At 75.0% G+C, this 25880-nt stretch carries 23 protein-coding genes; 17 read left to right on the top strand and 6 right to left on the bottom strand.

The annotated features are described in order from the left end of the window. Positions 1-10: 10 nt before the first annotated feature. Entirely contained in the window at positions 11-880 is an 870-nt protein-coding gene (locus ABZ452_RS22470; RefSeq protein ID WP_357946098.1) for a peptidylprolyl isomerase, read from the bottom strand. Positions 881-1138: 258 nt separating this feature from the next. Here ABZ452_RS22470 and ABZ452_RS22465 point away from each other — a divergent pair, with 258 nt between their 5' ends. From ABZ452_RS22465 to ABZ452_RS22455, 3 genes are read left to right on the top strand one after another with little or no spacing between them, the layout of a single operon-like run. Next, the gene (locus ABZ452_RS22465; RefSeq protein WP_357946095.1) at positions 1139-1858 is read left to right on the top strand and encodes an MBL fold metallo-hydrolase; all 720 of its coding nucleotides are present in this window, start codon (positions 1139-1141) and stop codon (positions 1856-1858) included. A gap of 51 nt (positions 1859-1909) precedes the next feature. Then, positions 1910-3250: a histidine--tRNA ligase gene (gene hisS / locus ABZ452_RS22460; RefSeq protein WP_357946093.1), complete on the top strand. Its 1341-nt coding sequence runs from the start codon at positions 1910-1912 to the stop codon at positions 3248-3250. 51 nt (positions 3251-3301) lie between these two features. Continuing rightward, entirely contained in the window at positions 3302-4237 is a 936-nt protein-coding gene (locus tag ABZ452_RS22455; RefSeq protein ID WP_357946090.1) for an acyl-ACP desaturase, read from the top strand. Between the two features lie 85 nt (positions 4238-4322). Here the strand turns inward: ABZ452_RS22455 and ABZ452_RS22450 are convergent, their stop codons facing one another. Further along, on the bottom strand, positions 4323-4832 hold the full coding sequence (locus ABZ452_RS22450) for a PaaI family thioesterase (RefSeq protein ID WP_357946088.1): 510 nt from the start codon (positions 4830-4832) through the stop codon (positions 4323-4325). 56 nt (positions 4833-4888) lie between these two features. On the opposite strand from ABZ452_RS22450, the gene ABZ452_RS22445 reads away from it, so the two are divergent. Together ABZ452_RS22445 and ABZ452_RS22440 are read left to right on the top strand one after the other, a co-directional pair. Next, positions 4889-5362 carry a helix-turn-helix domain-containing protein gene (locus ABZ452_RS22445; protein ID WP_357946085.1) on the top strand — a complete coding sequence of 158 codons (474 nt, stop codon included), beginning with the start codon at positions 4889-4891 and terminating at the stop codon, positions 5360-5362. A gap of 209 nt (positions 5363-5571) precedes the next feature. Further along, positions 5572-6621 (top strand): S1 family peptidase, encoded by a 1050-nt coding sequence (locus ABZ452_RS22440; RefSeq protein WP_357946082.1) that lies wholly within the window; start codon positions 5572-5574, stop codon positions 6619-6621. Between the two features lie 53 nt (positions 6622-6674). On the opposite strand, the gene ABZ452_RS22435 is transcribed toward ABZ452_RS22440, so the two are convergent. Beyond that, positions 6675-7358, bottom strand: coding sequence for a DUF998 domain-containing protein (locus ABZ452_RS22435; protein WP_357946080.1), 684 nt, complete (start codon positions 7356-7358; stop codon positions 6675-6677). Between the two features lie 136 nt (positions 7359-7494). Between ABZ452_RS22435 and aspS the strand changes: the two genes are divergently transcribed. Next, positions 7495-9300: an aspartate--tRNA ligase gene (aspS, locus tag ABZ452_RS22430; RefSeq protein WP_357946077.1), complete on the top strand. Its 1806-nt coding sequence runs from the start codon at positions 7495-7497 to the stop codon at positions 9298-9300. A gap of 109 nt (positions 9301-9409) precedes the next feature. Here the strand turns inward: aspS and ABZ452_RS22425 are convergent, their stop codons facing one another. Next, positions 9410-10006 carry a TetR family transcriptional regulator gene (locus ABZ452_RS22425; protein ID WP_357946074.1) on the bottom strand — a complete coding sequence of 199 codons (597 nt, stop codon included), beginning with the start codon at positions 10004-10006 and terminating at the stop codon, positions 9410-9412. 194 nt (positions 10007-10200) lie between these two features. Between ABZ452_RS22425 and ABZ452_RS22420 the strand changes: the two genes are divergently transcribed. Continuing rightward, positions 10201-10758: a hypothetical protein gene (locus ABZ452_RS22420; RefSeq protein WP_357946072.1), complete on the top strand. Its 558-nt coding sequence runs from the start codon at positions 10201-10203 to the stop codon at positions 10756-10758. Between the two features lie 205 nt (positions 10759-10963). On the opposite strand, the gene ABZ452_RS22415 is transcribed toward ABZ452_RS22420, so the two are convergent. After that, on the bottom strand, positions 10964-12199 hold the full coding sequence (locus ABZ452_RS22415; RefSeq protein WP_357946070.1) for a low temperature requirement protein A: 1236 nt from the start codon (positions 12197-12199) through the stop codon (positions 10964-10966). Between the two features lie 197 nt (positions 12200-12396). Between ABZ452_RS22415 and ABZ452_RS22410 the strand changes: the two genes are divergently transcribed. From ABZ452_RS22410 to ABZ452_RS22400, 3 genes are all read left to right on the top strand, one after another. Next, positions 12397-13206 carry a sugar nucleotide-binding protein gene (locus ABZ452_RS22410; RefSeq protein ID WP_357946067.1) on the top strand — a complete coding sequence of 270 codons (810 nt, stop codon included), beginning with the start codon at positions 12397-12399 and terminating at the stop codon, positions 13204-13206. Positions 13207-13292: 86 nt separating this feature from the next. Beyond that, on the top strand, positions 13293-13886 hold the full coding sequence (locus ABZ452_RS22405; protein ID WP_357946065.1) for a helix-turn-helix domain-containing protein: 594 nt from the start codon (positions 13293-13295) through the stop codon (positions 13884-13886). After that, positions 13883-15265, top strand: coding sequence for an MFS transporter (locus ABZ452_RS22400; RefSeq protein WP_357946063.1), 1383 nt, complete (start codon positions 13883-13885; stop codon positions 15263-15265). Before ABZ452_RS22405 ends, ABZ452_RS22400 begins: the two co-directional genes overlap by 4 nt. Positions 15266-15415: 150 nt before the next feature. Here ABZ452_RS22400 and ABZ452_RS22395 read toward each other — a convergent pair whose 3' ends face one another. Next, complete coding sequence (locus tag ABZ452_RS22395) at positions 15416-16156, bottom strand: GNAT family N-acetyltransferase (protein WP_357946061.1); 741 nt, start codon at positions 16154-16156, stop codon at positions 15416-15418. Between the two features lie 26 nt (positions 16157-16182). Between ABZ452_RS22395 and ABZ452_RS22390 the strand changes: the two genes are divergently transcribed. The 7 genes from ABZ452_RS22390 to alaS all read left to right on the top strand — a co-directional run bounded on the left by ABZ452_RS22390 (position 16183) and on the right by alaS (position 25863). After that, a complete protein-coding gene (locus tag ABZ452_RS22390; RefSeq protein ID WP_357946059.1) occupies positions 16183-16767 on the top strand; it encodes a GNAT family protein in 585 nt (194 codons plus the stop codon). 111 nt (positions 16768-16878) lie between these two features. Then, the gene (locus ABZ452_RS22385) at positions 16879-17091 is read left to right on the top strand and encodes a hypothetical protein (protein WP_357946056.1); all 213 of its coding nucleotides are present in this window, start codon (positions 16879-16881) and stop codon (positions 17089-17091) included. Between the two features lie 74 nt (positions 17092-17165). After that, a complete protein-coding gene (locus tag ABZ452_RS22380) occupies positions 17166-18656 on the top strand; it encodes a replication-associated recombination protein A (protein ID WP_357946053.1) in 1491 nt (496 codons plus the stop codon). 2963 nt (positions 18657-21619) lie between these two features. After that, complete coding sequence (locus tag ABZ452_RS22375) at positions 21620-22237, top strand: hypothetical protein (protein ID WP_357946316.1); 618 nt, start codon at positions 21620-21622, stop codon at positions 22235-22237. A 152-nt stretch (positions 22238-22389) separates the two neighbouring features. Further along, entirely contained in the window at positions 22390-22851 is a 462-nt protein-coding gene (locus ABZ452_RS22370) for a DUF948 domain-containing protein (RefSeq protein ID WP_357342426.1), read from the top strand. A gap of 31 nt (positions 22852-22882) precedes the next feature. Continuing rightward, on the top strand, positions 22883-23188 hold the full coding sequence (locus tag ABZ452_RS22365; protein WP_357946049.1) for a hypothetical protein: 306 nt from the start codon (positions 22883-22885) through the stop codon (positions 23186-23188). Then, a complete protein-coding gene (gene alaS / locus ABZ452_RS22360) occupies positions 23185-25863 on the top strand; it encodes an alanine--tRNA ligase (RefSeq protein ID WP_357946046.1) in 2679 nt (892 codons plus the stop codon). Before ABZ452_RS22365 ends, alaS begins: the two co-directional genes overlap by 4 nt. The last annotated feature ends 17 nt before the right edge of the window (positions 25864-25880 follow it).

The following is a 25880-nucleotide window of genomic DNA, read 5'->3' as shown; positions in this document are numbered from 1 at the left end:
TCAGGATGGGTCAGCCGGCGCTGGGGCTCGCGGCCGGCGCGCTCGTGGCGGCCGGCGCGGCGTTCGGCTCGCCGACGGTGAGGCTCTGGATCACCACGTCCGTCTTCGGCTTGACCTTGGCCCCACTCCCATTGTCCACGGTCGGCAGGGCGCCGATCTTCTCCACCACGTCGAGGCCGCCGGTGACCTTGCCGACGACGGTGTACGCCGGCGTCGCCGGGCTGAAGTCCTTGAAGAAGATCAGGAACTGGCTCCCGTTGCTGCCCGGCGGGTTCCCGATCATGGCGACCGTGCCCTTCGGGTAAGCCGGGGGCTGCGCCGGCGCCGGCGAGGCCGACGGGCTGGCCTCCGGCGTGGTGGGGACGTTCTCGTTGTAGAACGAGTAGGTCGGGCCGCCGAGGCCGCTGCCGCTCGGGTCGCCGCAGCGCAGCGCCCCCTCGGCGGTGATCTCGTGGCACTTGGTGTTGTCGTAGAACGACTTGCCGGCCAGGAACGAGATGCTCGCGGCGCCACACGGGGCGGCGGCCAGGTCCAGGTCGGCGGTGATCGGGCCGCCCTGGTTGGTGGTGACCGTCATCGCCCGGGTGCCGGAGGTGGGCAGGCCGGTGGTGGCCGGGGTGCCCACGTCCTTGAGGTTCGTGTTGGCCGTGGCGTCCTGCGGCGTCCAGAGGCAGGTGTCCTCGGCGGCCTGCTTCTTCGGCTCGGAGTCGAAGGCGCCGAGCGCCCAGGCCGAGCCGACCACGATCAGCGCGAGCACCACGGCGGCGCCGACGCCGGCCTGGATCTGCCGGCGGCGCTTCGCGGCCGCGGCCCGCCGGGCCAACTGCCGGTCGAGCTTGGCCCGCGCCAGTTTGCGCTGCCGGTCCCTGCTGGAAGCCACCCGTGCTCCCCTTCCTCTACCCTGGTCCTCGCCGGCGCCGGGCGCTGCCTGCCCGCTGTCGCGGAGGTGCGCCACGCCACACGCCCGCCAGAGTGTACGGGTACGGGCTGGGAAAGTGGTGTACGAGGTCGGGCCTCGGTTTATCGGGCGTTGTCACTGTTGCTGGCGGGGCCACCGGGGCCGGTGGTCGGCGAAAGCCGGTGGCTCGTGCGACTAGGCTGCTGACAGGGACGACGACCGGACGGAAGGGGAGCGGACGTGCTCGTGGCCGGCTTTCCCGCGGACGCCTTCGGCACCAACTGCTATGTGGTGGCGACCGCGCCGGGGGAGCAGTGCGTGGTGGTCGACCCCGGCATCGGGGTCCTCGACCGGCTCGACGCCGTGCTCGCCGAGCACCGCCTGCACCCGGCCGCCGTGCTGCTCACCCACGGCCACCTCGACCACACCTTCTCGGTGGCCCCGGTCTGCGGCGCGCGGGGCATCCCCGCGTACGTCCACCCGGAGGACCGGGAGCTGCTGGCCGACCCGGCCAAGGCGCTCTCGATGGACCTCACCCAGCTCTTCGGCGGCCGGCTGCCGTACGCCGAGCCGGAGGACGTGGCGGAGCTGACCGACGGCGCGACGTTGTCGCTGGCCGGGTTGGAGATCACCGTCGACCACGCTCCGGGCCATACCGGCGGGTCGGTGCTGTTCCGGATGCCCGGCGCCGGCTCGCCCTGGGAGGCCGAGCAGATCTGCCTCTCCGGTGACGTGCTGTTCGCCGGCTCGATCGGCCGCACCGACCTGCCGGGCGGCAGCATGCCCCGCATGCTGGCCAGCCTCCGGGAGAAGGTCCTCCCGCTGGCCGACGACACCGTCGTCCTGCCCGGCCACGGCCCGCAGACCACCATCGGCCGCGAGCGCGCGACCAACCCGTACCTCGTCGAGGTGTCGGGCACCGGCGGCGCGCGCCCGGCCGCGCCCACCCGCGGCCTGTAGCCGCACCCACGACCTCCCCACGCGGTCCGCGTGGGACGCAAGGAGTACGCGATGAGCAAGCCCACGCCCATCTCCGGTTTCCCGGAGTGGACGCCCGCCCAGCGGATGATCGAGCAGTTCGTGCTCGACCGGATCCGCGCCACCTTCGAGCTGTACGGCTTCGCGCCGCTGGAGACCCGCTCGGTCGAGCCCCTCGACCAGCTGCTGCGCAAGGGGGAGACCTCGAAGGAGGTCTACGTGCTGCGCCGGCTGCAGGCCGACACCGACGGCCCCGCCGGTGACGACGCGCTCGGCCTGCACTTCGACCTGACCGTGCCGTTCGCCCGGTACGTGCTGGAGAACGCCGGCAAGCTCCAGTTCCCGTTCCGCCGCTACCAGATCCAGAAGGTGTGGCGGGGCGAGCGCCCGCAGGAGGGGCGCTACCGGGAGTTCCTCCAGGCCGACATCGACATCGTCGACCGGGACACCCTGCCGGCCCACTACGAGGCCGAGATGCCGCTGGTGATCGGCGACGCGCTGCGCTCGCTGCCGATCCCGCCGGTGCGGATCCAGGTCAACAACCGCAAGATCTGCGAGGGCTTCTACCGGGGCGTCGGGCTGACCGACCCCGAGGCGGCGCTGCGGGCGGTCGACAAGCTCGACAAGATCGGCCCCGCGAAGGTGGCCGAGCTGCTGGCGGAGACCGCCGGGGCGAGCGAGGCGCAGGCCAAGGCGGTCCTGGCCCTCGCGGAGATCTCCGCGCCGGACGCCTCGTTCGCCGACGCGGTGCGCGCCCTCGGGGTGACCGACCCGCTGCTCGACGAGGGCATCGCGGAGCTGGTCGGGGTCGTGGAGACCGCCGCGGCGCACTCGCCCGGTCTCTGCGTCGCCGACCTGCGGATCGCCCGCGGCCTGGACTACTACACCGGCACGGTCTACGAGACGCAGATGATCGGCTACGAGCGGTTCGGCTCGGTCTGCTCCGGTGGCCGGTACGACAACCTGGCGAGTTCCGGCGCCACCCGCTTCCCGGGGGTGGGCATCTCGATCGGGGTGACCCGGCTGCTCGGCCTGCTCTTCGGCGCGGGCGCGCTGTCGGTGTCCCGGGACGTGCCGACCTGCGTGCTGGTCGCGGTGACCGCCGAGGAGGAGCGGGCGGCCAGCAACCGGGTGGCCGAGGCGCTGCGCTCCCGGGGCATCCCGACCGAGGTGTCGCCGAGCGCGGCCAAGTTCGGCAAGCAGATCCGGTACGCCGAGCGGCGCGGGATCCCGTACGTCTGGTTCCCCGGCGCCGAGGGCGACGAGGTGAAGGACATCCGCTCGGGCGAGCAGGTGGCCGCCGCGGCGGGGGAGTGGACGCCGCCCCGGGCCGACCTCAAACCGCTGGTCGGACCCGCGACCGCTGGCGCCTGACGACGATTGGACCTACGGTGGCGTAAGTTACGCCACCGTAGGGAGATCGCCGTGACCGTGCTCAGCCAGACCGCCCTGCTCCTCGAACTCGAACCCGTGGTCGAGAAGAACCTCGACCGGCACCTGTCGCTGGCCAAGGAGTGGTTCCCGCACGAGTACGTGCCGTGGAGCGAGGGGCGGACCTTCGACGGCCCGCTCGGCGGCGAGCCGTGGGCGGAGGGCGACTCGACCATCCCCGAGGTGGCCCGGACCGCGCTGATCGTCAACCTGCTCACCGAGGACAACCTGCCCTCGTACCACCACGAAATCGCCACGCTGTTCGGGCGGGACGGCGCGTGGGGGACCTGGGTGCACCGGTGGACCGCCGAGGAGGGGCGGCACGGCACGGCGATCCGCGACTACCTGACGGTGACCCGGGCGGTCGACCCGGTGGCCCTGGAGCGGGCCCGGATGACGCACATGTCGGCGGGCTACGTGAACACCCACGACGACGAGGTGCTGCACTCGCTGGCGTACGTCTCGTTCCAGGAGCTGGCCACCCGGATCTCGCACCGCAACACCGGCCGGGCGACCGGCGACCCGGCCTGCGAGGCGCTGCTGTCCCGGGTGGCCGCCGACGAGAACCTGCACATGGTCTTCTACCGCAACCTGCTCGGGGCGGCCATCGAGCTGGCACCGAGCCAGGCCATGCGGGCCGTGGCCGACGTGTTGGCCGACTTCCAGATGCCGGGCGTGGGCATCGACGGCTTCGCCCGCAAGTCGGTGGCGATCGCCCTGGCCGGCATCTACGACCTGCGGCAGCACCGGGACGAGGTGGTGGTGCCGGTGCTGCGCCAGTGGAACCTGTTCGAGGCGACCGGCCTGGACGCCGACGGCGAGGCCGCCCGCGACCAGATCGCCGCCCAGTTGGAGAGCCTGGAGACCCAGGCGGCCCGGTTCGAGGAGAAGCGCGCGGCCCGCGCCGCCCGCCTCGCCGCGGCGCGCTGAGCGCAGGCTCCGGGCGCGGCCGCCGGCGGCTCTCGGGACGGCGGCCGGCGCGCGGAGCGGCTCTCGCGCTCCACGCCGGCCCCGGTCAGGCCGGCTGGTCGAGGGGGAAGAGCAGGCAGCTCGACGTGGCGTGGGCGATCAGCCGGTCCCGCCCGTCGGTAAGCCGGGCCTCGGCCAGGGCGGTGCGGCGGCCCCGCTGGAGCACGGTGCCCTCGCAGCGCAGGGTGCCGCTCGCGACGGTGACGGGGCGGAGGAACTTCACGTTCAGGTCCAGCGAGGTGTAGCCGACGCCGGCCGGCAGGGTGGTGTGCACGGCGCACGCGGCGGCGGTGTCCAGCAGCGTGGAGAGGACGCCGCCGTGCACGGTGCCGAGCGGGTTGTAGTGGAACTCCTGCGGCACCAGCTCGACCGCGACGCGGCCCTCGTCGGCCTCCATCCGGGCCATGTCGATGAGGTGCATGACCGGCGGCGCGGCCAGCTCCCCGGCGATCATCGCGCGGAGCAGCTCCAGGCCGCCGCGCCGGCCGATGTGGGCGGCCCCGGCGACCGGGTCGGACCAGGTGAAGGTGCGGCTGCGCTCCTGCGTCTGTGTCATGGACTCAGCCTCGCAGCGCGTTGCTGAGTCTGTCAATCAGACCTAGCCTGGTCGGCATGAGACCCGCGGCACTGGACTGGTCGGTGGAGAACTGCACGATCGCCCGCGCCATGGAGATCCTCGGCGAGCGGTGGACCCTGGTCGTGCTCCGGGAGGTCTTCAACGGCGTGCGCCGCTTCGACGACATGCGGGTGCGCACCGGCATCCCCCGGCAGGTGCTCACCAACCGGCTGGCCATGCTGGTCGAGCAGGGCGTGCTGCGCCGGGAGCCGTACCGGGAGCCGGGCAGCCGGCTGCGGCACGAGTACCGGCTCACCGACAAGGGCCTCGACCTCTGGCCGGTGCTGGTGGCGGTGCTCGGCTGGGGCGACCGCTACCTGGCCGATCCGGACGGCTCGCCGCTGGCCGTGGCCCACCGCGACTGCGGCGCCGAGGTGCGGGTGGCGCTGCGCTGCGCCGAGGGCCACGAGGTGGCCGACCCGCGCGACGTGCTGCCGCGACCCGGCCCGGGGGCCCGCCGCCGGGCCTGAGCGTACCGGCCGGCTCTGACAGCCGATGTCGATGATGTTGCTTCGCGGTTACATCGCACAGCCCTGCGAATTCGGGCAAAGCCATGTCTTGCTTACGATCTTAAATATGTGAATACTTTGGTGACCCGGCCGGTTTCCCCAGGTCGGCCGGGTTGTCCCCGGGCACGTCCGCATGACAGTGCCCGTCACCCCCATCCGGAGGTTGTTACATGCGACCCACGAGGTCCACGCTCCGCCGCGCCATGGTCGTCGCGGTGGCCGGCACCCTGGTCACCGGATCACTGCTCGGCGCTCCCGCCCAGGCGGCCCCCGCCTCGCCCGCCTCGCCCGACGCCGCCGCCGCCCTCGCCACGAAGCTCGGTGACCGCGCCGCCGGCGCGTACGCCGACAGCAGCGGCAAGATGGTCGTCGCGGTGACCGACGCCGCGGCCGCCCGCCAGGTCCGCGCCGCCGGCGCCACGCCGAAGCTCGTCACCCGGGGCGCCGACAAGCTCCGTTCCGCCACCGCGGAGCTGGAGAGGTCCGCCAAGATCCCGGGCACCGCCTGGTGGACCGACGCCGTCACCAACCAGGTCGTCGTCTCCGTCGACAGCACCGTCACCGGCGCCAAGCTGGAGCGGGTCAAGGCCGCGGCCGCGCGTACCGGCGGCACGGTCCGGATCGAGGCCGAGGCCGGCGTGCTCAGCACCCGGATCTCCGGCGGCCAGGCCATCTACACCGGTGGCTACCGCTGCTCGCTGGGCTTCAACGTGCGCAGCGGCTCGACCTACTACTTCCTGACCGCCGGTCACTGCACCAACCTGGGCTCGACCTGGTACTCGAACTCCGGCCAGACCAGCGTGCTGGGCACCCGTACCGGCACCAGCTTCCCGGGCAACGACTACGGCATCGTGCGGCACAGCAACTCGGCCAACGCGACCGGCAACGTGTACCTCTACAACGGCACCTACCAGGACATCACCACGGCCGGCAACGCCTACGTCGGCCAGTCGGTCCGCCGCTCCGGCAGCACCACCGGCGTGCGCAGCGGCTCGGTGACCGCCTTGAACGCCACCGTCAACTACGCCGAGGGCAGCGTCTCCGGCCTGATCCGCACCACCGTCTGCGCCGAGGGCGGCGACAGTGGCGGCTCGCTCTTCGCCGGCAGCACCGCGCTGGGCCTCACCTCCGGTGGCAGCGGCAACTGCTCCTCCGGCGGCACCACCTACTTCCAGCCGGTCACCGAGGTGCTGAGCCGCTACGGCGTCAGCGTCTTCTGACCGATCGCACGTGAACGGGCCGCCGGGCGACCGGCGGCCCGTCCGCGTGCGGATCACCGGACCGGGCGCCGCCGGGACTCCTTCGCCACCGGCGGGTCGGGGCGCCGCGCCGACCAGTTGCGGTGGGCCCGGCGGGCGGAGAGGACCGCGGCCAGCGGCCAGAGCGCGACGGCCAGCGCGGCCACCCGCTCGGCCAGCCCGGTCCGCGAGCCGCCGGTCACCTCGACGACGAACCAGCCGAAGAGGACCAGCAGCAGCGCGGTCGCGGCCAGCGCCACCGGCCGGCGGAACGCCCACGGCGGCGTGCCGGCGGGCGCGGCCGCCACACCACGCCGGACGGCCCGGGGCAGCCGCAACGCCGACCCGGCCGGCCAGAGCGACAGGGCCAGCACCGCTACCGTCGCCACCGTCCCGTGCGCCGGCGATCCGCCGACCTGCGGCCGGGGGAAGGCGATCAGCGCGATGGTGGCCGTCCCCCCGAGCGCGAGCAGGAACCGGCTGGGCAGCCCGGCCGCGTGCAGGACCAGTGCCGTGCCCACGTAGCAGCAGCCGAGCAGCACCAGGCAGGCCGCCATCAGCCACGAGTCGGTCGCGCCCTCGCCGGCCAGCTCGCTGATGCTGTCCCGGACCGGGTCGTAGCCCGGCGGCTGCCGGGCCCCGGCCACCGTCCAACCCGCCACCAGCAGGACCGGCGCCGCCGCCGCCGTGGCCACGGCCCAGCTCGGTACGGCACGCACCCGGCCACGGTAACCGCCGCGACCGGCCCCGGCCCGGGGTTCGCGGCGGCCCGTCCCGCCGGGTGCCGGGGAGCCGGCCCGCCCGTCCTGACAGAATGCGGGAAGCAGACGTGGACCAGATGAGGAGACGCAAGCCGTGATCCGTACCCACAATGCCGGAAGCCTGCGCGCCGCGGACGCCGGCTCGACGGTGACGCTCGCCGGGTGGGTGGCCCGCCGGCGCGACCACGGCGGTGTCATCTTCGTCGACCTGCGCGACGCCTCCGGCGTCGTGCAGGTGGTGTTCCGCGAGGAGGACGCGCACGCGCTGCGCAACGAGTTCTGCGTCAAGGTGACCGGCGAGGTGACCCGCCGCCCCGAGGGCAACGAGAACCCGGACCTGCCCACCGGCGAGGTCGAGGTGACCGCGACCGCGCTGGAGGTGCTCTCCGAGGCCGCGCCGCTGCCGCTGCCCGTCGACGACCAGATCGAGGCCGGCGACGACATCCGGCTCAAGTACCGCTACCTCGACCTGCGCCGCGGTGGCCCGGCGAAGGCCATGCGGCTGCGCTCGCGGGCCAACCAGCTGGCCCGCGCGGTGCTGCACGAGCGGGACTTCCTGGAGATCGAGACCCCGACGCTGACCCGCTCCACCCCGGAGGGCGCCCGCGACTTCCTGGTCCCGGTCCGCCTCCAGCCCGGCAGCTGGTACGCGCTGCCGCAGTCGCCGCAGCTGTTCAAGCAGCTGCTCATGGTCGGCGGCATGGAGCGCTACTACCAGATCGCCCGCTGCTACCGCGACGAGGACTTCCGCGCCGACCGGCAGCCGGAGTTCACCCAGCTCGACATCGAGATGTCCTTCGTCACCGAGGACGACGTGATCGACCTCGGCGAGGCGATCGTGGCGAAGCTCTGGTCCGACCTGGCCGGCTACGAGATCCCCCGGCCGATCCCGCGGATCACCTGGCACGACGCCATGTCCCGGTACGGCTCGGACAAGCCGGACCTGCGCTACGGCGTCGAGCTGACCGAGCTGACCGACTACCTGCGCGGCACCGAGTTCCGGGTGTTCGCCGGCGCGATCGACGCGGGCGGCTACGTGGGCGCCGTGGTCATGCCGGGCGGGGCGAGCCAGACCCGCAAGGAGCTGGACGGCTGGCAGGACTGGGCCAAGGCGCGCGGCGCGCGGGGCCTCGCGTACGTGGTGCTCGACGCGGAGACCGGCGAGGCGCGCGGCCCGGTGGCCAAGAACCTCTCCGAGGCGCATCTGGCCGGCCTGGCCGACGCGGTCGGCGCGAAGCCCGGCGACGCCGTCTTCTTCGCCGCCGGCACCGACGCCCGGGAGGCGCAGGAGCTGCTCGGCGCCGCCCGGATCGAGATCGCCAAGCGGGCCAAGCTGGTCGACGAGAGCGCCTGGGCCTTCTGCTGGGTCGTGGACGCGCCCATGTTCGAGAAGACGGACGAGGGCGGCTGGACCGCCGTGCACCACCCGTTCACCTCGCCGAACGCCGACTGGGTGGACCGGTTCGAGGAGGCTCCGGACCGGGCGCTGGCCTACGCGTACGACATCGTCTGCAACGGCAACGAGATCGGCGGCGGCTCGATCCGTATCCACCGCGGCGACGTGCAGCAGCGGGTGTTCGACCTGCTCGGCATCACCGCCGACGAGGCACAGGACAAGTTCGGCTTCCTGCTGGAGGCGTTCAAGTACGGCGCGCCGCCGCACGGCGGCATCGCGTTCGGCTGGGACCGGGTCTGCATGCTGCTGGCCGGCGCGGACTCGATCCGCGAGGTCATCGCCTTCCCGAAGACCCGCGGCGGCTTCGACCCGCTGACCGGCGCGCCGACGCCGATCACCGGCCAGCAGCGCGCCGAGGCCGGCATCGACGCCAAGCCGAAGGCGCCCACCGGCCCGCGCGCCGGCACCGCCGGCCCGGCCGCCCCGGTGGCCGACCCGACCTGACCCACCGCTCCCTCGCCGCCGATCATGAGGTTGGCCGTGGCCGCTCCGGCGTGTCGCGCCGCTTACCTCATGATCGGCGTGTGTGAGGGGTGGGTGGGTCGAGCTGGAGTCAGGCTGGCCGGCGTGCGGCGTGGGTGCGGATGAGTTCCTCGACACCGCGGCGGAAGGTCTCCGAGATCAGCGCGGGGTCGAAGAGGCAGCCGGCTGCCATGGCGCCGTCGCGGAGCATGACGAAATGCCGCGCGGCGGCCTCGGCCTCGGTCTCGTCAATGCTCGCCAGCAGGGTGTTGATCGTGTCGAGGAACCACTGCCGGTGCGCGAGGACGGCCTGGTGCACGGGGTGGTCGGGGTCGGGATACTCCGCCACGGCGTTCAGGAAGGCGCAGCCGCGGAAGCCGGCGGACTGGATGTCCCCGGCGATCGACTCCGCGACGGCCCGGAGGGCGTCGGGCGCCGGAAGGGCGGCGGCGGAGGCCGCGTCCACCTGGTCACGGATGGCTTGATCCGCCGCCTGCAGATACGCGAGGACGAGGTCCTCCTTGCCCGGGAAGTGCCGGTAGAACGTGGCCCGGGTCACTTTCGCCTCGGCGATGATCCGGTCGACACCCACCGAGTGGATTCCCTCGCCGTAGAAAACCCTGGTCGCGGTGGCGAGGAGCCGCTGTCGCGCCTCGGACGGCCGGACGCCGGATTCGCTGCGTGCCATGAGGCCCACGATAACGAACAGAACGTTCGGTCACTACTTCCGACCGGGCGGGTGGGTAGAACGTTCGGTCTTGACGATGCGGCGCATGGCCGCTACCTTGACAACAAGACAGAACGTTCGTTCTACCTGGTGACGCTCCGGTCGCACGCCCCTGCTGGACGCGGCCCCCCTCGGGCGCCACCGAAAGGATCACCATGACCACCGTTGCCGCACCCCGCACCTCGACGACGGCGTCCGCCTTGCGGCGGCTGTACTTCGTCCGCTTCGCCTTCGCCATCGTCTGGGCCGGCGTGACGTTTGCGATCGCCGGAGACCTCACCCCACTCGCCGTCACACTCTTCGTGGTCTACCCGCTGTTCGATGTGGCCGCCGCCGTCATCGACGCCCGCGCGTCGCGCGCCACCGGATCGCCCACCCTGCTCTACGTGAACATCGCGGTCAGCCTGCTCGCCGCGATCGGCCTGGCCGTCGCCGGCACCTCCGGTGTCCCGGCGATGCTGCAGGTCTGGGGTGCCTGGGCGATCGTGGCCGGGCTGGTGCAGCTGCTCGTGGGGGTGACCCGCCGCAGCCTGGGCGGCCAGTGGCCGATGATCATCAGCGGTGGCCTCTCCGTGCTCGCCGGCGGCTCGTTCGTCGCGGCCGCCGCCGCGGACAACCCGGCGCTGGCCAACGCGATCGGCTACGCCATCCCCGGCGCCATCTTCTTCCTCATCTCGGCCGTCCGCCTCGGCCGCGCCGCGAAGGCGAACTGACCTGGAGAACCCGGGTACGACGTGGTCGTCGACGGCGCGGGGCCGGTGGGCTGGCGGCGGTCTTGTGCAGACCGGTGAGACTCGGGGAGTGCGAGAGAACCATCGCCACCGGCCGGTCACGTCGCTCGCTAGCCGGAGGCTGCGTCGTCTGATGCGGCAGCGTCGCTCGCACGGGCGGCCGCGTTATCCGACCGCTGACGGCGGGTCACGCCTCGGGGTCGCGATCGCCGGATGCCTCCCGCGTGATCGGCGAGGCGGAAGGCTCCAGCGGCCGTCCCCGACTGCGCAGCGCGTCGAGCAGCGCGACCAGGGCCAGCACTCCGGCCACCACGCTCAGCCCGACCATCGGTGTCCAGCGGGCCAACGCCGGCGTGAGCAGCAGCAGGGCCACCAAGCCGCTCACCCGGGACAGGGAAACCCGGCCGAAGATCTCGTACTCCAGCAGCGTACGGGCGACGAGGAAGAGCACCGGGCCGCCCACCACGAACAGGAGCCAACTGGGCCGCGACGGCCCGTACGGGTGATCGATCACCAACTCGTAGCCGACCGCGGTGACGAGCACGCTGAGCACGATCAGCAAATGCGTCCGTTCCGACACCGTGCCCAGCCGGCCGGGCATACCCGCCCGACCCAGCGCCTCGGTCAGCAGCAGACCGGCGCGGTGGTAGTAGATCCGCCAAATCAGCGCGCTGGTGGCGAACGCGACCCCGAAGGCCGCTGCCCGCACCGAGGAGTAGTCCGTGCCGCTGAAAACCAGGCCGATGACCAGGATCGTCTCACCGAGTGCGACGAGGAACATCTGCTGGTGACGATCGGCAAGATGCGTCCCGGCGATCCGCCAGCGGCGCACCGCTGAGGCCCCGAGCCGCGGCAGCGGCCAGCCCAGGACCCAGGCGAGGTAGTCGACGGTGAGGGCGGCAGCCCACAGCGGCAGGCGAAGTGGGTCCGGGCCCAGCGCGCCGACCAGCCAGAGCGGCGCGCTCGCCGCAGCCCAGGCGGCAAGCCGGAACGGCACCAGTCGTCGCGGATGGCCACGCAGCGCGGCGGCGATCACCAGCGGCCGCACCAACATCACCATCAGGTATGCGGCCGCGAACGGCAGCGCTCGCTCCTCCATGGCTCGTGGCAACGTCACGGCCATGACCAGGCCGGCGAGCATGGTGCCGACCACGACGGCCTGGATGATCGACCGCTCTGGTTCGTAGCGACTGGTGATCCAGGTGGTGTGCGACCAGATCAGCCACAGCGCCAGGAAGAGCAGCAGGGTACGGCCGAGCCCTGCGACGAGCGCCCAGCCGGTGTCACCGCTCAGGTCGACGAATCGTTGCGTGACCCGGGTGAGGGCCACGACGAAGGCCAGGTCGAAGAAGAGCTCCAGGAACGTGGCGCGGCCCGAACTCGTGGGAGGGCGCAGCAGGTCGGCACCGCGTCCCGCCGCCATCATCCGCCTCCGTCCACCACTCGTCGCACAAACGAGCCAGCCGCCGGAGACGTTGCGTCAGCCTTCGACGGTGACCCCTCACCCCGCCGCGGTGACACGTGGCGAAACCGGAACTCCAGCCGGGGCACCGAGCCGGCTGGGGCGGTGCCCGTTCACCGCGTCATGATGACGCGGGCTTTCGACGGCTGGAGGACGGGATGAACCTGCTCGTGGTGGGGGCCAGCGGCTTCCTCGGCGCCGAGGTGTGCCGGCAGGCGGTCGCCGCCGGGCACCGGGTGACCGGCACGTACCACTCGGCCGCCGTCGCGGTGCCGGGCGTCGCGCCGCGCCGGCTCGACGTCACCGACCGGGCCGCCGTGCGCGCGCTGCTGACCGGGGTACGTCCCGACGCCGTCGTGGCCACCCCCTACCGGTACGACGACTGGCGGGTCACCGCGGACGGGGCGGCCCACATCGCGTGCGCCGCCGCCGAGGTGGGGGCGCGGCTGGTGCACCTGTCCAGCGATGCGCTGCACGCCGGCCGGCCGACGCCGTACGCCGACGACGACGTGCCCACGCCGCTGCACCCGTACGGGGCGGCGAAGGCGGCCGCCGAGACGGCGGTACGCGCGCTCGATCCGGGCGCGGTGCTGGTGCGGACCTCGTTGATCGTGGGGGAGGGGAGCAAGCAGATCCAGCTCTGCCGGGACGCTCTGGCCGGCCGGGCCGTCCTCTTCACCGACGAGGCCCGTTGCCCCGTGCACGTGACCGACCTGGCCGCGGCGGTGCTCGAACTGGTGCCCACCGACCTGGCCGGCCCGCTCAACGTGGCCGGTCCGGAGGCGGTCAGCCGCGCCGAGATGGGGCTGCTGGTGGCCCGGCACGAGGGCCTCGACCCGGCGGGCCTGAAGACGGCGACGATCGCCGAGGCCGGCCTGCACCGTCCCGCCCAGGTGCGCCTCGACTCGTCGCGGGCGGCCGGCCTGGTGCGTACCCGGCTGCGTGGCATCAGCGAGGTGCTGGCCTGAGCCCGGTGCTGGCCTGAGCCTTCCCATGCACAACTTCTATGCAAAACTCTTGTGCATAGAAGTTGTGCACAGATATTGTGCACGGCATGGAGAACGAGGGGTCGCGTCCCGAGCCGCGCGAGGTGCGGCTGGACCATCGACAGGTGCGGGTGCTGGCCCACCCGCTGCGGATGCGCCTGCTCGGCGCGCTGCGGGTGAAGGGCCCGTCCACCGCCACGGCGCTCGCCGAGATCCTCGGCACCAACACCGGCGCCACCAGCTACCACCTGCGCCAGCTCGCCGAGGTGGGGCTGGTCGTGGAGGACCCCGAGCGGGGCACCGGCCGGCAGCGCTGGTGGCAGGCCGCGCACGACGTCACCAACTGGGAGCCGACCGACTTCGACGGCGACCCGGACGCCCGCGCCGCGATTGACTGGATACAGGGCGACCAGGTGCGTCTCCTGGCGCATCACGCGGAGCAGTGGTTCGCCACCCAGCACGAGTGGGCGCCGGCCTGGCGGGACGCCTTCGGCATGAGCGACATCTTCATGACCGTCCCGGCCTCCCGGCTCGAGGCGATCACCGCCGAGGTCTGGGCGCTGCTCGAACGCCACCGCGCCGAGGCCGACCCGGCCGAGCCCGGCGCCGAGCCGGTCCAGATCTACCTCGCCACCTACCCGCTGCCGAAGGAGTTCCGGTGACCGCGCTGTCCGTACGCCAGGTCCGGTTCCGCTACCTCACCCTCTACGGCCTGCGCTGGCTGCCCACCGGCCTGCTCACCCCGGTGATGATCCTGCTCATGCAGGAACGCGGCCTGTCGCTGTCCCAGATCGGCCTGGTGGCCACCGCCCAGGGCCTCGTCGTGCTGGCGCTGGAGCTGCCCACCGGTGGTCTCGCCGACGCGCTCGGCCGCAAGCCGGTGCTGGTCGTCGCCTGGGCGGTCTGCCTGGTCTCGCTGGTGCTCTTCGTGGTGGCCGACTCGTTCTGGATGTTCTTCCTGGTCTGGGCGTTGCAGGGCGTCTACCGGGCGCTCGACAGCGGCCCGCTGGAGTCCTGGTACGTCGACGCCACCCTGGCCGCCGACCCGAAGGCCGAGTACGAGCGCGGCCTGGGCTGGGCCGGCACCGTCATCGGCGTCGCCATCGGCGCGGGCGCGCTGCTCGGTGGCGGCCTGGTCGCGCTCGGGCCGGTCGGGCCGCTCAGCGCGCTGACCCTGCCCGTGCTGGTGGCCATCGCCCTCCAGGTGGCCGCGCTGGTCGCGCTCACCGCGCTGCTGGTCGAGCACCGGCACGCCCAGGGCGCCGCCGCGGTCCGCGCCTCGGTGGCCGAGGCGCCCCGGATGGTCGGCCAGGCCGTCGGCCTGCTGCGCCGCAACCGGGTCCTGCTCGCGCTGGTCGCCGTCGAGCTGTTCTGGGGCTTCGGCATGATCACCTTCGAGTCGCTGCTGCCCGTGCGCCTCGCCGAGGTGGTCGGCGGCGCCGACCGGGCCGCCGCGCTGCTCGGCCCGGCCAGTTCGGCGGCCTGGCTGGCCAACGCGGCCGGCGCCGCGCTGACCCCGCTGCTGCTGCGCCGCCTCGGCGCCGCGCCCGCCGCCGCGCTCATGCGGGTGCTCCAGGGCGTCACCGTGGTCGGGATGGGCCTGCTCGCCGGCCCGGTCGGCGTGCTCATCGCCTACCTGGCCTGCTACACCGTGCACGGCGCGTCGAACCCCCTGCACATGGGGCTGCTGCACCGGCAGGTCGACGGCCCGTACCGGACCAGCGTGCTCTCGCTGAACTCGATGATGGGCCAGCCGGCCGGCGCGCTCGGCGCGGTGGTGCTCACGGCCGTGGCCGACGCCACCAGCATCACCGTCGCCATGCTGGTCGGCGGCGTGGTGCTCGCCGTGGCCGCCCCGCTCTACCTGCCCGCCTGGCGGGCCGGCCGCCGGACGCCCGGCCCGGTGGCGGAGTCCGACCGGGGCGAGCACGGTCCCGGTGAGTCGGCCGCCGGCCCGGGCCATCCCGGCCCGGCGCTCGACCCGGCCGGCCCGGTCGACCCGGTCCTGGCCGCCGTCTCCGCGCCCGCTCGGTCGGACTGAGCGCCCCGTGCCCGGCCCCGCCGCTTCGGCCCGACCTCGCCAGGTCGGCGAGCTGGCGGGGCCGGGGCGGTGGGTGAGCCGCCGACTCGGCGAGGTGGCCGGGCCAGGTTGACGGGGAAGCCGCAGTGGGAGGTGGCCGTGATCGGCGGGTCAGCCCAGGTGGACCGAGGTACGGGGCTCGGTGCCGGTGTAGCCGAGCCGGCGGTAGAGCCGGACCGCCCCGACGTTGGCGGTGTAGACGCCGAGCGCCACGTGGTCGTACCGGGCCAGCAGGGCGCGGGTCATCCCGGCGGTGAGGGCCGCGCCGAGCCCGCGGCCCCGGTGGCCGGGCGCCACGGTCAGCCCGGCCAGGAAACCGACGTCGCCCCGGCTGCGGTCGGCGCCGCACGCCACCAGCCGGTCGCCGTCCCGGATGCCGTACCAGTCGACGATGCGCGGGTCGCCCGGGCGGGACGTCGTGCTCGGAAAGGCCTCCTCGATCAGCGCGGCCAGCGCGGGGTGGTCGGCCTCGGTGAGGCGGACCACGCGCCCCTCCTCCGGCTGCTCCGGCGGGGCGGCGGTGGTCCAGAGGAAGTCCCACTCGTCGAGCCGGGCCACGGCGACCCGGCCGGCCACCTCCGCCGGGTCGGTCCGGGGCAGGTGCAGCCACTGGCCGGCGTGCAGCGTCCCGCCCGCCACCAGACCTGCGAAGACGTCCAGCGCCGGCCCGGCCGCCCCGAGCGCGCCCCCGGCCGGCCCGTGCTCCGGCGGGAGCAGCCAGCCCACCGCGCCGTCCCGGCGCCAGCCCCGCGCCTCCCGGTCGCGCCAGAGGGCGTGCCGGGCGTACGGGTGGTGGCCGGTGGCGGCGAGCAGGGTGTCCCGCCCCGACAGGACCTCCTCGGCAGTGATCATGCGGCCAGCCTACGAGAGGAGAACTCATGACCCCCCTCCACTCCGTACGACCGGTGCGCCTGCCCGGCCCGCGCTGCGTGCTGCGGGAATGGGCCGACGACGACGTGCCGGCGCTGCACGCGCTGCTGACCGAGCCACGGGTGTGCGACCGGATGCTGGACGAGCGGGCCCCCACCCGGGACGAGGTTCACGCCGCCCTGTCCACCTGGCGGGAGGCGGCGGTCGGCGAGCCGCGGCCCGCGTACCGGCTGGCCGCCGTCGAGCCGGCCCACGACGACACCGGGTCGGCAGGTCGGGCGCCGCTGCTCGGGCTGGGCACCCTCACCGTGGAGAGCGTGGCGCACCGGCGGGGCGAGATCGGCTACGTGGTGCACCCCGACCACTGGGGCCGGGGGCTCGGCACGGAGATCGCCGGCCTGCTGCTCGACCTGGCGTTCGGGCCGGTGGGGTTGCACCGGGTGGAGGCGACGACCCGGCCGGACCACGCCGCCTCGCGGCGGGTGCTGGAGAAGGCCGGCATGCGATGCGAGGGGATCAGCAGGGACCACCTGCTGGTTCGGGGCTCCTGGTGGGACTCCGTCCGGTACGCGATCCTCGCCACCGACCGCTGACGCGAAACCGCCGCCCGCCGACGGGGCGTTCCATGGTGGAGATTGACGAACAGACCGATCGGGTACATCCGTGGCCGACCTACTGGGACCCCCCCCACCGGAGGAACGACCATGCTCGCCATTCTCGCGGCCATCGTGTTCGGCTTCGCCCTGTTGATCGACTTCCTGGACACGAACCTCGGCGCGCCCGACCTGTTCAACACCCACACCCTCATGCTCATCGGCTTCCTGCTGCTCTCCCTCTACCTGGCCGGGGTCGGCTCCGGCACCCGGGGCGGGGGCGGCGGCCGCTGGTACCGGGGCCGGCGTCCGGGTCGCGGCTGACCGGAAACGACCATCCCGGGCCGGGCGGCGGCGCGATTCCAGCGTCGTCGGCCCGGCCCGGTACTGTTCTCGTGATGGAATCCGACGCCCTCTTCACCCTCGGCGAACCCGCCGGAGCGCCCAGCGCCCCCGCGGGTTCCGGCGGCGTCGACGGGTTCACCGCCGCCGCGACGGATTCGCCGCTGCCCGTCCGGATGCGGCCGGCCAGCATCGACGAGCTGGTCGGTCAGGACCACCTGCTCGCGCCCGGCGCCCCGCTGCGCCAGCTCGTCGAGGCCGCGGCACCGATGTCGGTGATCCTCTGGGGGCCGCCCGGCAGCGGCAAGACCACCATCGCGCACCTGGTGGCCCGGGCCACCGATCGCCGCTTCGTCGCCATGTCGGCGCTGACCGCCGGGGTGAAGGACGTCCGCGCGGTCATCGAGACCGCCCGCCGGCAGCGCCGCGCCGGGGGCCCGCCGACCGTGCTCTTCATCGACGAGGTGCACCGGTTCAGCAAGACCCAGCAGGACTCGCTGCTCGCCGCCGTCGAGGACCGCACGGTCACCCTGCTCGCGGCGACCACCGAGAACCCGTACTTCTCGGTCATCTCACCGCTGCTCTCCCGCTGCGTGCTGCTGACCCTCCAGCCGCTGGACGACGACGCCGTACGCGGCCTGCTGCGCCGCGCGGTCGCCGACGAGCGCGGGCTGGGTGGCGCGCTCACCCTGGCGACCGACGCCGAGGACCACCTCGTCCGCCTCGCCGGCGGTGACGTGCGCAAGGCGCTCACCGCGCTGGAGGCGGCGGCGGCCACCGCGACCGCGCGCGGCGTCGACCGGATCGACCTCGCCGTCGCCGAGCAGGCGGTCGACGTGGCGGCCGTCCGCTACGACCGCGACGGCGACGCCCACTACGACGTGACCAGCGCGTTCATCAAGAGCATGCGCGGCTCGGACGTGGACGCCGCGCTGCACTGGCTGGCCCGGATGCTGGTCGCCGGCGAGGACGCCCGGTTCATCGCCCGGCGCATGGTGATCTTCGCCAGCGAGGACGTCGGCATGGCCGATCCCACGGCGCTGACCGTCGCGACCGCCGCCGCGCACGCCGTCGAATACGTCGGCCTGCCCGAGGCCCAGCTCAACCTGGCCCAGGCGGTCATCCACCTGGCCACCGCCCCGAAGTCCAACTCGGCCACCACCGCCATCGGCGCGGCCATCGCCGACGTACGCGCCGGTCGCGGCGGGGCGGTGCCGCGCGGGCTGCGCGACTCCCACTACGCCGGCGCTCGGGGCCTCGGGCACGGTGCCGGCTACCGCTACCCGCACGACGACCACCGTGGGGTAGTCACCCAGCAGTACGTTCCGGACGACCTCGTCGGGACCGACTACTACCAACCCAGCGGGCACGGCGCGGAGCGGGCGGTGGCCACCCGGCTGCCGTTGCTGCGCCGGATCGTGCGCGGGCTGCCCGCGCCGCCGGCGCGGGTCGAGGCGGCGGTGAGCGGCGGCCGCCCGGCGGACGCCGCGCGGGCCGACGGCGCGAACGAGGGCGGCAGCGACGCCGTGGGGGAGGGTCAGCAGTGATGGCGCGTGGTCCGGAGCAGCCGACGGACGGCCCCGACGAGCGGCGGGACCCGCGCGCCAAGGGCCGCCGGTGGGGGCGCGGCAAGGCCGACGCGGAGCCCGCCGAGGCGACCGCCGGCGAGGAGTTCGGCTGGATCGACGACCTGCGGACGGCCAAGCAGCAGCGCAACGACCTGGGCCCGGGCGGGGAAGCGCCCGGCGCCGTGCCGCCCGCCGCTCCGGGTCCCCGGCCCGGTCCGCCCGCGCCGGAACCGCCCGGGGCGGCCCGCCCGGGCGCGGTGCCACCGCCCGCGCCCGCCCGGCCCGGGCCGCAGACCCCGCCGGCCCGCCGTGCCCCCGAGGCCGGACCGGCTGGCCCCGTCGACGGCCCCTGGCCCGGCGCACCCGAACCGACCCGGCGTCCCGCCGAGCCCACCCGCGCCCCCGGTGAGCCGTCCCGCCCGCCCCGCCGCAACCCCGACGCCCCGGCCGGCCAGCAGCCGCCGGCTCCCGGCCGGGTGAGCGGCCCGCCCGGCCCGCGTGTCGCGCCCCCCGCCGGCCCGGTTCCCGGCCGCGCCGGTCAGGGCGCCGGTCCCGGCCCCGAACGCGGTTACGGTGGCCCGAATCCCGGTCCCGGCTGGCCCGGCCCGGACGGCGCCCGGAACGCGGTTCCGCCCACCCCGCGCGGTCGCCACGGCGCCGAGGCGCCCGCCGGCCCGGCCGGCGGCCCCCGGCCGGGTGGCGTCGACCCGGCGGTGCGACCCGTCTCCGGTGGCGGCCGGCGGGCCCTGCCCGACGGCGCCGAGCCGGGCGTCCGCCCGGTCTCGGGCGCCGGTCGGCGGCCAGCCCCGGAGGGCGGCGTGCCCGCGCCGGGCCGTCGCGGCGTATCCGACCCCGGTCCCGGCGTCCCGCCGGCCGCCGGCGGTGCCCGTCGGGCGGTGCCCGACGGTGCCCCGCCCGCCGCCGGGCGTCGGGCCGCCGCGGGTCCTGCCGATCCCGCGGTCCGGCCCGTCTCCGGTGCCGGCCGGCGGGCCACCGCGGCGCCAGGCCGCGCCGGTGCGCCCTCGGAGTCCGGCCGGGCCGGTGTGCCCTTGGAGTCCGGCCGCGCCGGTGCGCCCTCGGCGCGCGCCGCCGCGCCCGGCGTTAGCCGGCCCACCGATCCGGTGAGCGGCGGGCCGCAGCCGGGCGACCCCGGGCCGGGCCGTGGCCGCGCCCCGCAGCGCCCCGAGCCGTCCACCGCCGGAATGCCCACGATGGACGGTGCCGGCGGTCGGCCCGGTGGCCGCCGGCGCGCCGGGGAACCGGACCACCCGGCGGTGCCGCGCAGCGGAAACGCCCCGCCGGTGCCGGGCGCCGGTCCCGACGCCGACCGTCGACCGGACGGCGCCACCCCGACCCCGCGCCGCGCCCAGGCCGGCGCCGCACCCGGCACCCGGCCCGCTGCCGACGTCCCGCCGCCGACCGGCCGGCGAGCCGGCGCCGTCCCGGCGTCCCCGCCCGGCCGCCGGGCGGCTCCCGACGGGCCGGCGGTCCCGCCGGGTCGCCGGGGCGCTCCCGACGACGTCGCGCCGCCGACCGGCGCGCCCGACATCGCCGCCGTGCCGCGTGGCCGCCGGATCGCTCCCGACGAGGCGGCGATGCCGTCGGGTCGACGGCCCGCCGCCGGTGACCCCGGAACGCCGCCGGGCCGTCGGGGTGCTCCCGACGGCGCGGCCACGGCTCCCGGCCACCGTGCCCCCGGCGACGCCCCGCCCGCGGCCGGCCACCGCGCCGCGCCCGACGCCGGCCACCGTGCCGCGCCCGACGCGCCGGCCGGTCGCCGTGCCGCGCCGGACGCCCCGGCGGGCGGTCACGCCGCGCCCGAGGCCCCGGCCGGCCGCCGCGCCGCCCCTGACGTCCCGACCGGCCGTCGCGCCGCCGCTGACCCGCCGGGCGGACCCGGTGCCACCGGCGGCGCTCCGCCGGCCGCACGGCGTGGGGCCCGTGAGGCCGCGGACGAGTCCCGCCCGTCGCGGCCCGAGCGGCCCGCCGACTGGCTGCGCCAGGCCGGCCGCACCTCGCACAGCGACCCCGCCATGCCGGCGGTCCGCCGCCCGGGCGGCCCTCCGGCGGACGAGCCGACCGCCGCGCGGCGCGGCGGCCCGGCCGCCCCCGACCGTGGCGCGACCGGCCGCGTCGGCGCAGCGGTGCCTCCGCTGAAGCCCGACCAGCCCGGTCCCGCGCGCGGCCCGGCCCGGCCCGGCGGACGCCCGCCCACCGACGACCCCGCCCGCACCGGCGGTTTCCCGGCCGGCGGTGACGCCGCCCGCACCGGCGGTTTCCCGGTCGGCGGTGACCCGGCGCGTACCGGTGGTTTCCCGGCCGGCGGTGACCCGGCGCGCACCGGTGGCTTCGCCGCGGGCGACCCCGCACGGACCGGTGGCTTCCCCGCCGGGGGCGCCCCCGAGCGGACCGGCCCCGACGCCGGCCGTCGCCCCGTGCCGCCGGGACGCCCCGGAGCGGGTCCGGCCGGCGGCGACGCGCGTGGTCCGGCCCGCGGCTCCGCCCGCCCGGACGGCGGCGACCCGACCGGCGACCCGCGCGCCGCGGCCGGTGGCCCCCCGGTGGCCCGGGCGGCCGCCCCGGTGGCCCGCCCCGCGGGGCCGGACGAGCGGCCGGCCGGCCGGGCGAACCCGCTCCCGCCGGAGCCCACCCGGCCCGGAACGAATGGCCCGGGCGCCGTGCCGCAGGGGCCCGGCGCGCCGGCGGTGGCGCGGGCCGCGGCGGCCGTACCCCCCGGGGAACCGGCGGTGGCGCGGGCGGCGGCGGTCGTACCCGCCGGGGAGCCGGCGGTGGCGCGGGCCGCGGCCGTCGTACCCCCGGCAGAGCCGGCGCGGCCGGGCGATGGCGCCGGACCGGCGCTGCGTCGGGCCGAGGCCGGGCCGGCGGACGCCGACGACGCGGCGGGCGGCCTGCGGGGCGCCCGCTCGGAACTGCGCCGGCAGATGCGCGAGCGGCGGCGGCTGCGGATGGGCATCCTCGCCCTGGTCAGCGTCGTGCTGCTCGGCGCGTTGCCGCTCTACTTCGGGCTGCGCACGCTGAGCCACGACCCGGTCTTCGACACCCTCGACGCGTTGAACGTGCCGTCCTGGGCGGCGGCGAAGACGGTGGACAACGTCAGCGGCAGCCGGTGGTGCCTCCAGGACTGCCGGCTGCGGGAACGCACCGTCGAGTCGCAGAAGCCCTGGAAGGAGACCGCGCAGGCCTACGAGGCGGCCCTGTCCGGGGACGGCTGGCAGCGGTGGAAGGTGGACCGCTGCCCGGAGCAGAAGGTCAAGGGGAGCTACACCTGCTGGCGCCGGGACGAGCTCACCCTCGACCTCTGGGTGCGCGAGCCCACCTGCGTGCCGCCACCGGTGGCGGGCGAGCCCCCGCCGTCTACGGCGCCCGCGCCCGCAGCGGGTGAGTGCACCGGCTCGTTGGTGTCGGTGAAGGTGCGCAACGCGATCGACGACGAGCGGACCGGACCACAGCCGACCACCGATCCGTCACTCACCGGCGAGGACCCGTACCCGACCCTCACCGACGACCCGCTCGGCGAGTCGGCACCCTCACCGTCGTGAGCCGGTTTCCATCACGGACGGTAGGGTCTGGGGCTGGCGGGCCCGCCCGCGCCCGTTGACCGGTCACGGGTCGGCGCGCGGCGGACCGGGTAGGTACGGTCGCGCGTCCCGGGGCGTCGGGTCCCGGGACACTGCTTGAGGAGGACATGCGCGTGAGTGGTGGAGAGATCGCTGCGCTGATCGCGGCCGGCGCGTTCCTGATGCTGGTGCTCGTGCTGGCGGTGCCGATCCTGCGGCTGCGGCACACCGTCGACGCGACGACCCGCATGATCGCCGACCTGAACGACCGCACCGCGCCGCTGCTCGGTGACGTGAACACCACGGTGAAGAACGTCAACACCGCCCTGGAGCAGGTGCAGACCTCCCTCGACGGTGTCAACCTCCAGCTGGCCAAGGTGGACACCATGACCACCCACGCGCAGAACGTCACCGCCAACGTGGCGAACCTGGCCGCCGTGGTCTCCGCCGCCGCCGCGAACCCGCTGGTCAAGGTCGCGGCGTTCGGCTACGGCGTGCGCAAGGCCGCCGCCGCGCGCCGGCACGCCGAGACCGAGCGCGAGGTGCGCGACACCATCAAGCAGCAGCGCCGGGCCGCCAAGCGCGGCAACCGCTGACCCGGCCGGCTGACAGCGGGAGGATGAGAGCATGAGGCGCTTGTTCTGGCTGGGCATCGGCCTGGCCGTGGGCGTGCTGGTGGTCCGCAAGGCCACCCGGACCGCGCAGGCGTACACGCCGGCGGGCATCGCCAGCGGGCTGTCCGAGTCGGCCGGCGGTCTCGTCGAGTCGGTCCGCAGCTTCGTGGACGACGTCCGGGTCGGGATGGCCGAGCGTGAGCAGGAGATCCACGAGGCCTTCGCCCGCGGCGAGGCGTACGACGACCAGTTCGCCGAGCTGCGGGAGGACCCGCGGATCGGTGACCGAGAGATTTTCCCGGAGGAGCACCAGCGATGAAGACGGCGGAGATCAAGCGGCGGTACCTCGCCCACTTCGAGGCCAACGGCCACGCCGTGGTGCCGTCCGCTCCGCTGCCCGCCATCAGCGACCCGAACCTGCTGTTCGTCAACGCCGGCATGGTGCAGTTCGTCCCCTACTTCCTGGGCCAGCAGACCCCGCCGTACCGGCGGGCGGTCAGCGTGCAGAAGTGCATCCGGACGCCGGACATCGACGAGGTCGGCAAGACCAGCCGGCACGGCACGTTCTTCCAGATGAACGGCAACTTCTCCTTCGGCGACTACTTCAAGGACGGCGCCATCCCGCTGGCCTGGGACCTGGTCACCAAGCCGGTCGAGGCGGGCGGCTTCGGGCTGGACCCGGAGCGGGTCTGGCCGACGGTCTACCTGGACGACGACGAGGCGTACCAGATCTGGCGGTCGGTCGGCGTGCCGGCCGAGCGGATCGTGCGCCGGGGCAAGGCGGACAACTTCTGGTCGATGGGCATCCCCGGCCCGTGCGGCCCCTGCTCCGAGCTGTTCTACGACCGTGGCCCGGAGTACGGGCGCGAGGGCGGGCCGGCGGTCGACGAGGACCGCTACATGGAGTTCTGGAACCTCGTCTTCATGCAGTTCGAGCGGGGGCCGGGCACCGGCAAGGAGGACTACCCGATCCTCGGTGAGCTGCCGGCGAAGAACATCGACACCGGCATGGGCCTGGAGCGGATGGCCTCCATCCTGCAGGGCGTCGACAACCTCTACGAGATCGACGAGGTCCGGCCGATCCTGGCCCGGGCCGCCGAGCTGACCGGCAAGCGCTACGGCGCGCACTCGGGTCACGTGGCCAGCGAGTCGCACCCGGACGACGTGCGCCTGCGGGTGATCGCCGACCACGTGCGCACCGCGCTCATGCTGATCGGCGACGGGGTGACCCCGTCGAACGAGGGCCGTGGCTACGTGCTGCGCCGGATCATGCGCCGGGCCATCCGCGCGGTCCGCCTGCTCGGCTACCAGGACCGGGCGCTGCCCGAGCTGCTGCCGGTGGCCCGGGACTGCATGGCCCCGTCCTACCCGGAGCTGGCCGAGGACTTCGGCCGGATCTCGCAGTACGCGTACGCCGAGGAGGACGCCTTCCTCGCCACGCTGCGGGCGGGCACCACGATCCTGGACACCGCGATCGCGGAGACCAAGTCGGCCGGGCAGGCGTCGATCTCCGGCGACAAGGCGTTCCAGCTGCACGACACGTACGGCTTCCCGATCGACCTGACCCTGGAGATCGCTGCCGAGCAGGGCCTGCAGGTCGACGCCGAGGGCTTCCGCCGGCTGATGGCCGACCAGCGCAGCCGGGCCAAGGCCGACGCCCAGGCACGCAAGACCGGGCACACCGACGTGTCGGCGTACCGGTCGGTGCTCGACGGCGGCGGCGCGGTTGAGTTCACCGGTTACACGGAGCTGACCCGGGAGTCCCGGGTGCGGGCGCTGCTGGCCGGCGGCGCCGAGGTGGCCGCGGCGGTCGAGGGCGACACGATCGAGCTGGTGCTCGACACCACCCCGTTCTACGCCGAGGGCGGCGGCCAGCAGCCCGACCAGGGCCTGATCACGGTCGGTGGCGGCCAGCTCGAGGTCTTCGACGTGCAGCAGCCGGTGCCGGGGTTGATCGTGCACCGGGCCAAGGTGCTCCGTGGCGAGGTGCGCGCCGGCGAGACCGGCTACGCCGAGATCGACGTGTCCCGGCGGCGGGCCATCTCCCGTTCGCACACGGCCACGCACCTGGTGCACCAGACCATGCGCAACTTCCTCGGGGAGTCGGCCACGCAGGCGGGTTCGCTGAACGCGCCGGGCCGGCTCCGGTTCGACTTCAACACCCCGACCGGGGTGGCGCCGAGCGTGCTGCACGACGTGGAGCAGCAGGTCAACGAGGTGCTGCTGGCCGACCTGGAGGTGCACGCCTTCGTCACCTCGCAGGAGGAGGCGCGCCGGATCGGCGCCATGGCCCTGTTCGGCGAGAAGTACGGCGAGCGGGTCCGGGTCGTCGAGGTCGGCGACTACGCCCGCGAGCTGTGCGGCGGCACGCACGTGGCCCGCTCGGCGCAGCTCGGCCTCGTCAAGATCCTCTCTGAGGCGTCGGTGGGTTCCGGCGTGCGCCGGATCGAGGCGCTGGTCGGCATGGACGCCTTCGGCTTCCTGGCCCGCGAGCACCTGCTGGTCTCCCGACTCGCTGAGCTGTTCCGGGTGCCGGGCGAGCAGGTCGCCGACCGGGTGGAGCAGACCGTCACGCAGCTCCGCGACGCGGAGAAGGAGCTGGAGAAGCTCCGCGCCCAGCTGGTGCTCGGCGGGGCCGCGGCCCTGGCGGCGCAGGCGAAGGACGTCCGCGGCGTCGCGTACGTCGGCACCGAGGCGCCCGAGGGCGCGGCCGGCAACGACGTGCGGACCCTGGCCCAGGAGATCCGGGGCCGGATCGACCCGGCCCGCCCGGCCGTGGTCGCGGTGGCCGCCCGGTCGGGCGGCAAGGCGTCGCTGGTGGTGGCCGTGAACCAGGCCGCCCGGGGCCGGGGCCTGACCGCGAAGGACCTGGTGAAGGCGGCCTTCTCCGGCCGGGGCGGCGGCAGCGACGACCTCGCGCAGGGCGGCGGCCTGCCCGCCGCGGAGGCGCCGAACCTGCTGGCGACCGTGGAGAAGGCGATCGCCGACGTCTGATGTGCGCACCGATGGAA

It is taken from the genome of Micromonospora sp. NPDC005707, assembly GCF_040631005.1.
GTDB lineage: Bacteria > Actinomycetota > Actinomycetes > Mycobacteriales > Micromonosporaceae > Micromonospora.
The sequence above is the reverse complement of the archived record's forward strand: the minus strand, read 5'-3'. Positions and strand labels throughout refer to the sequence as shown.

Coding starts and splice junctions, on each gene's coding strand:
- hisS (WP_357946093.1), top strand. CDS start 1,910: ATGAGCAAGCCCACGCCCATCTCCGGTTTCCCGGAGTGGACGCCCGCC.
- ABZ452_RS22450 (WP_357946088.1), bottom strand. CDS start 4,832: ATGACACAGACGCAGGAGCGCAGCCGCACCTTCACCTGGTCCGACCCG.
- ABZ452_RS22445 (WP_357946085.1), top strand. CDS start 4,889: ATGAGACCCGCGGCACTGGACTGGTCGGTGGAGAACTGCACGATCGCC.
- ABZ452_RS22440 (WP_357946082.1), top strand. CDS start 5,572: ATGCGACCCACGAGGTCCACGCTCCGCCGCGCCATGGTCGTCGCGGTG.
- ABZ452_RS22425 (WP_357946074.1), bottom strand. CDS start 10,006: ATGGCACGCAGCGAATCCGGCGTCCGGCCGTCCGAGGCGCGACAGCGG.
- ABZ452_RS22420 (WP_357946072.1), top strand. CDS start 10,201: ATGACCACCGTTGCCGCACCCCGCACCTCGACGACGGCGTCCGCCTTG.
- ABZ452_RS22415 (WP_357946070.1), bottom strand. CDS start 12,199: ATGGCGGCGGGACGCGGTGCCGACCTGCTGCGCCCTCCCACGAGTTCG.
- ABZ452_RS22410 (WP_357946067.1), top strand. CDS start 12,397: ATGAACCTGCTCGTGGTGGGGGCCAGCGGCTTCCTCGGCGCCGAGGTG.
- ABZ452_RS22405 (WP_357946065.1), top strand. CDS start 13,293: ATGGAGAACGAGGGGTCGCGTCCCGAGCCGCGCGAGGTGCGGCTGGAC.
- ABZ452_RS22395 (WP_357946061.1), bottom strand. CDS start 16,156: ATGATCACTGCCGAGGAGGTCCTGTCGGGGCGGGACACCCTGCTCGCC.
- ABZ452_RS22390 (WP_357946059.1), top strand. CDS start 16,183: ATGACCCCCCTCCACTCCGTACGACCGGTGCGCCTGCCCGGCCCGCGC.
- ABZ452_RS22385 (WP_357946056.1), top strand. CDS start 16,879: ATGCTCGCCATTCTCGCGGCCATCGTGTTCGGCTTCGCCCTGTTGATC.
- ABZ452_RS22380 (WP_357946053.1), top strand. CDS start 17,166: ATGGAATCCGACGCCCTCTTCACCCTCGGCGAACCCGCCGGAGCGCCC.
- ABZ452_RS22375 (WP_357946316.1), top strand. CDS start 21,620: ATGCGCGAGCGGCGGCGGCTGCGGATGGGCATCCTCGCCCTGGTCAGC.
- ABZ452_RS22365 (WP_357946049.1), top strand. CDS start 22,883: ATGAGGCGCTTGTTCTGGCTGGGCATCGGCCTGGCCGTGGGCGTGCTG.
- alaS (WP_357946046.1), top strand. CDS start 23,185: ATGAAGACGGCGGAGATCAAGCGGCGGTACCTCGCCCACTTCGAGGCC.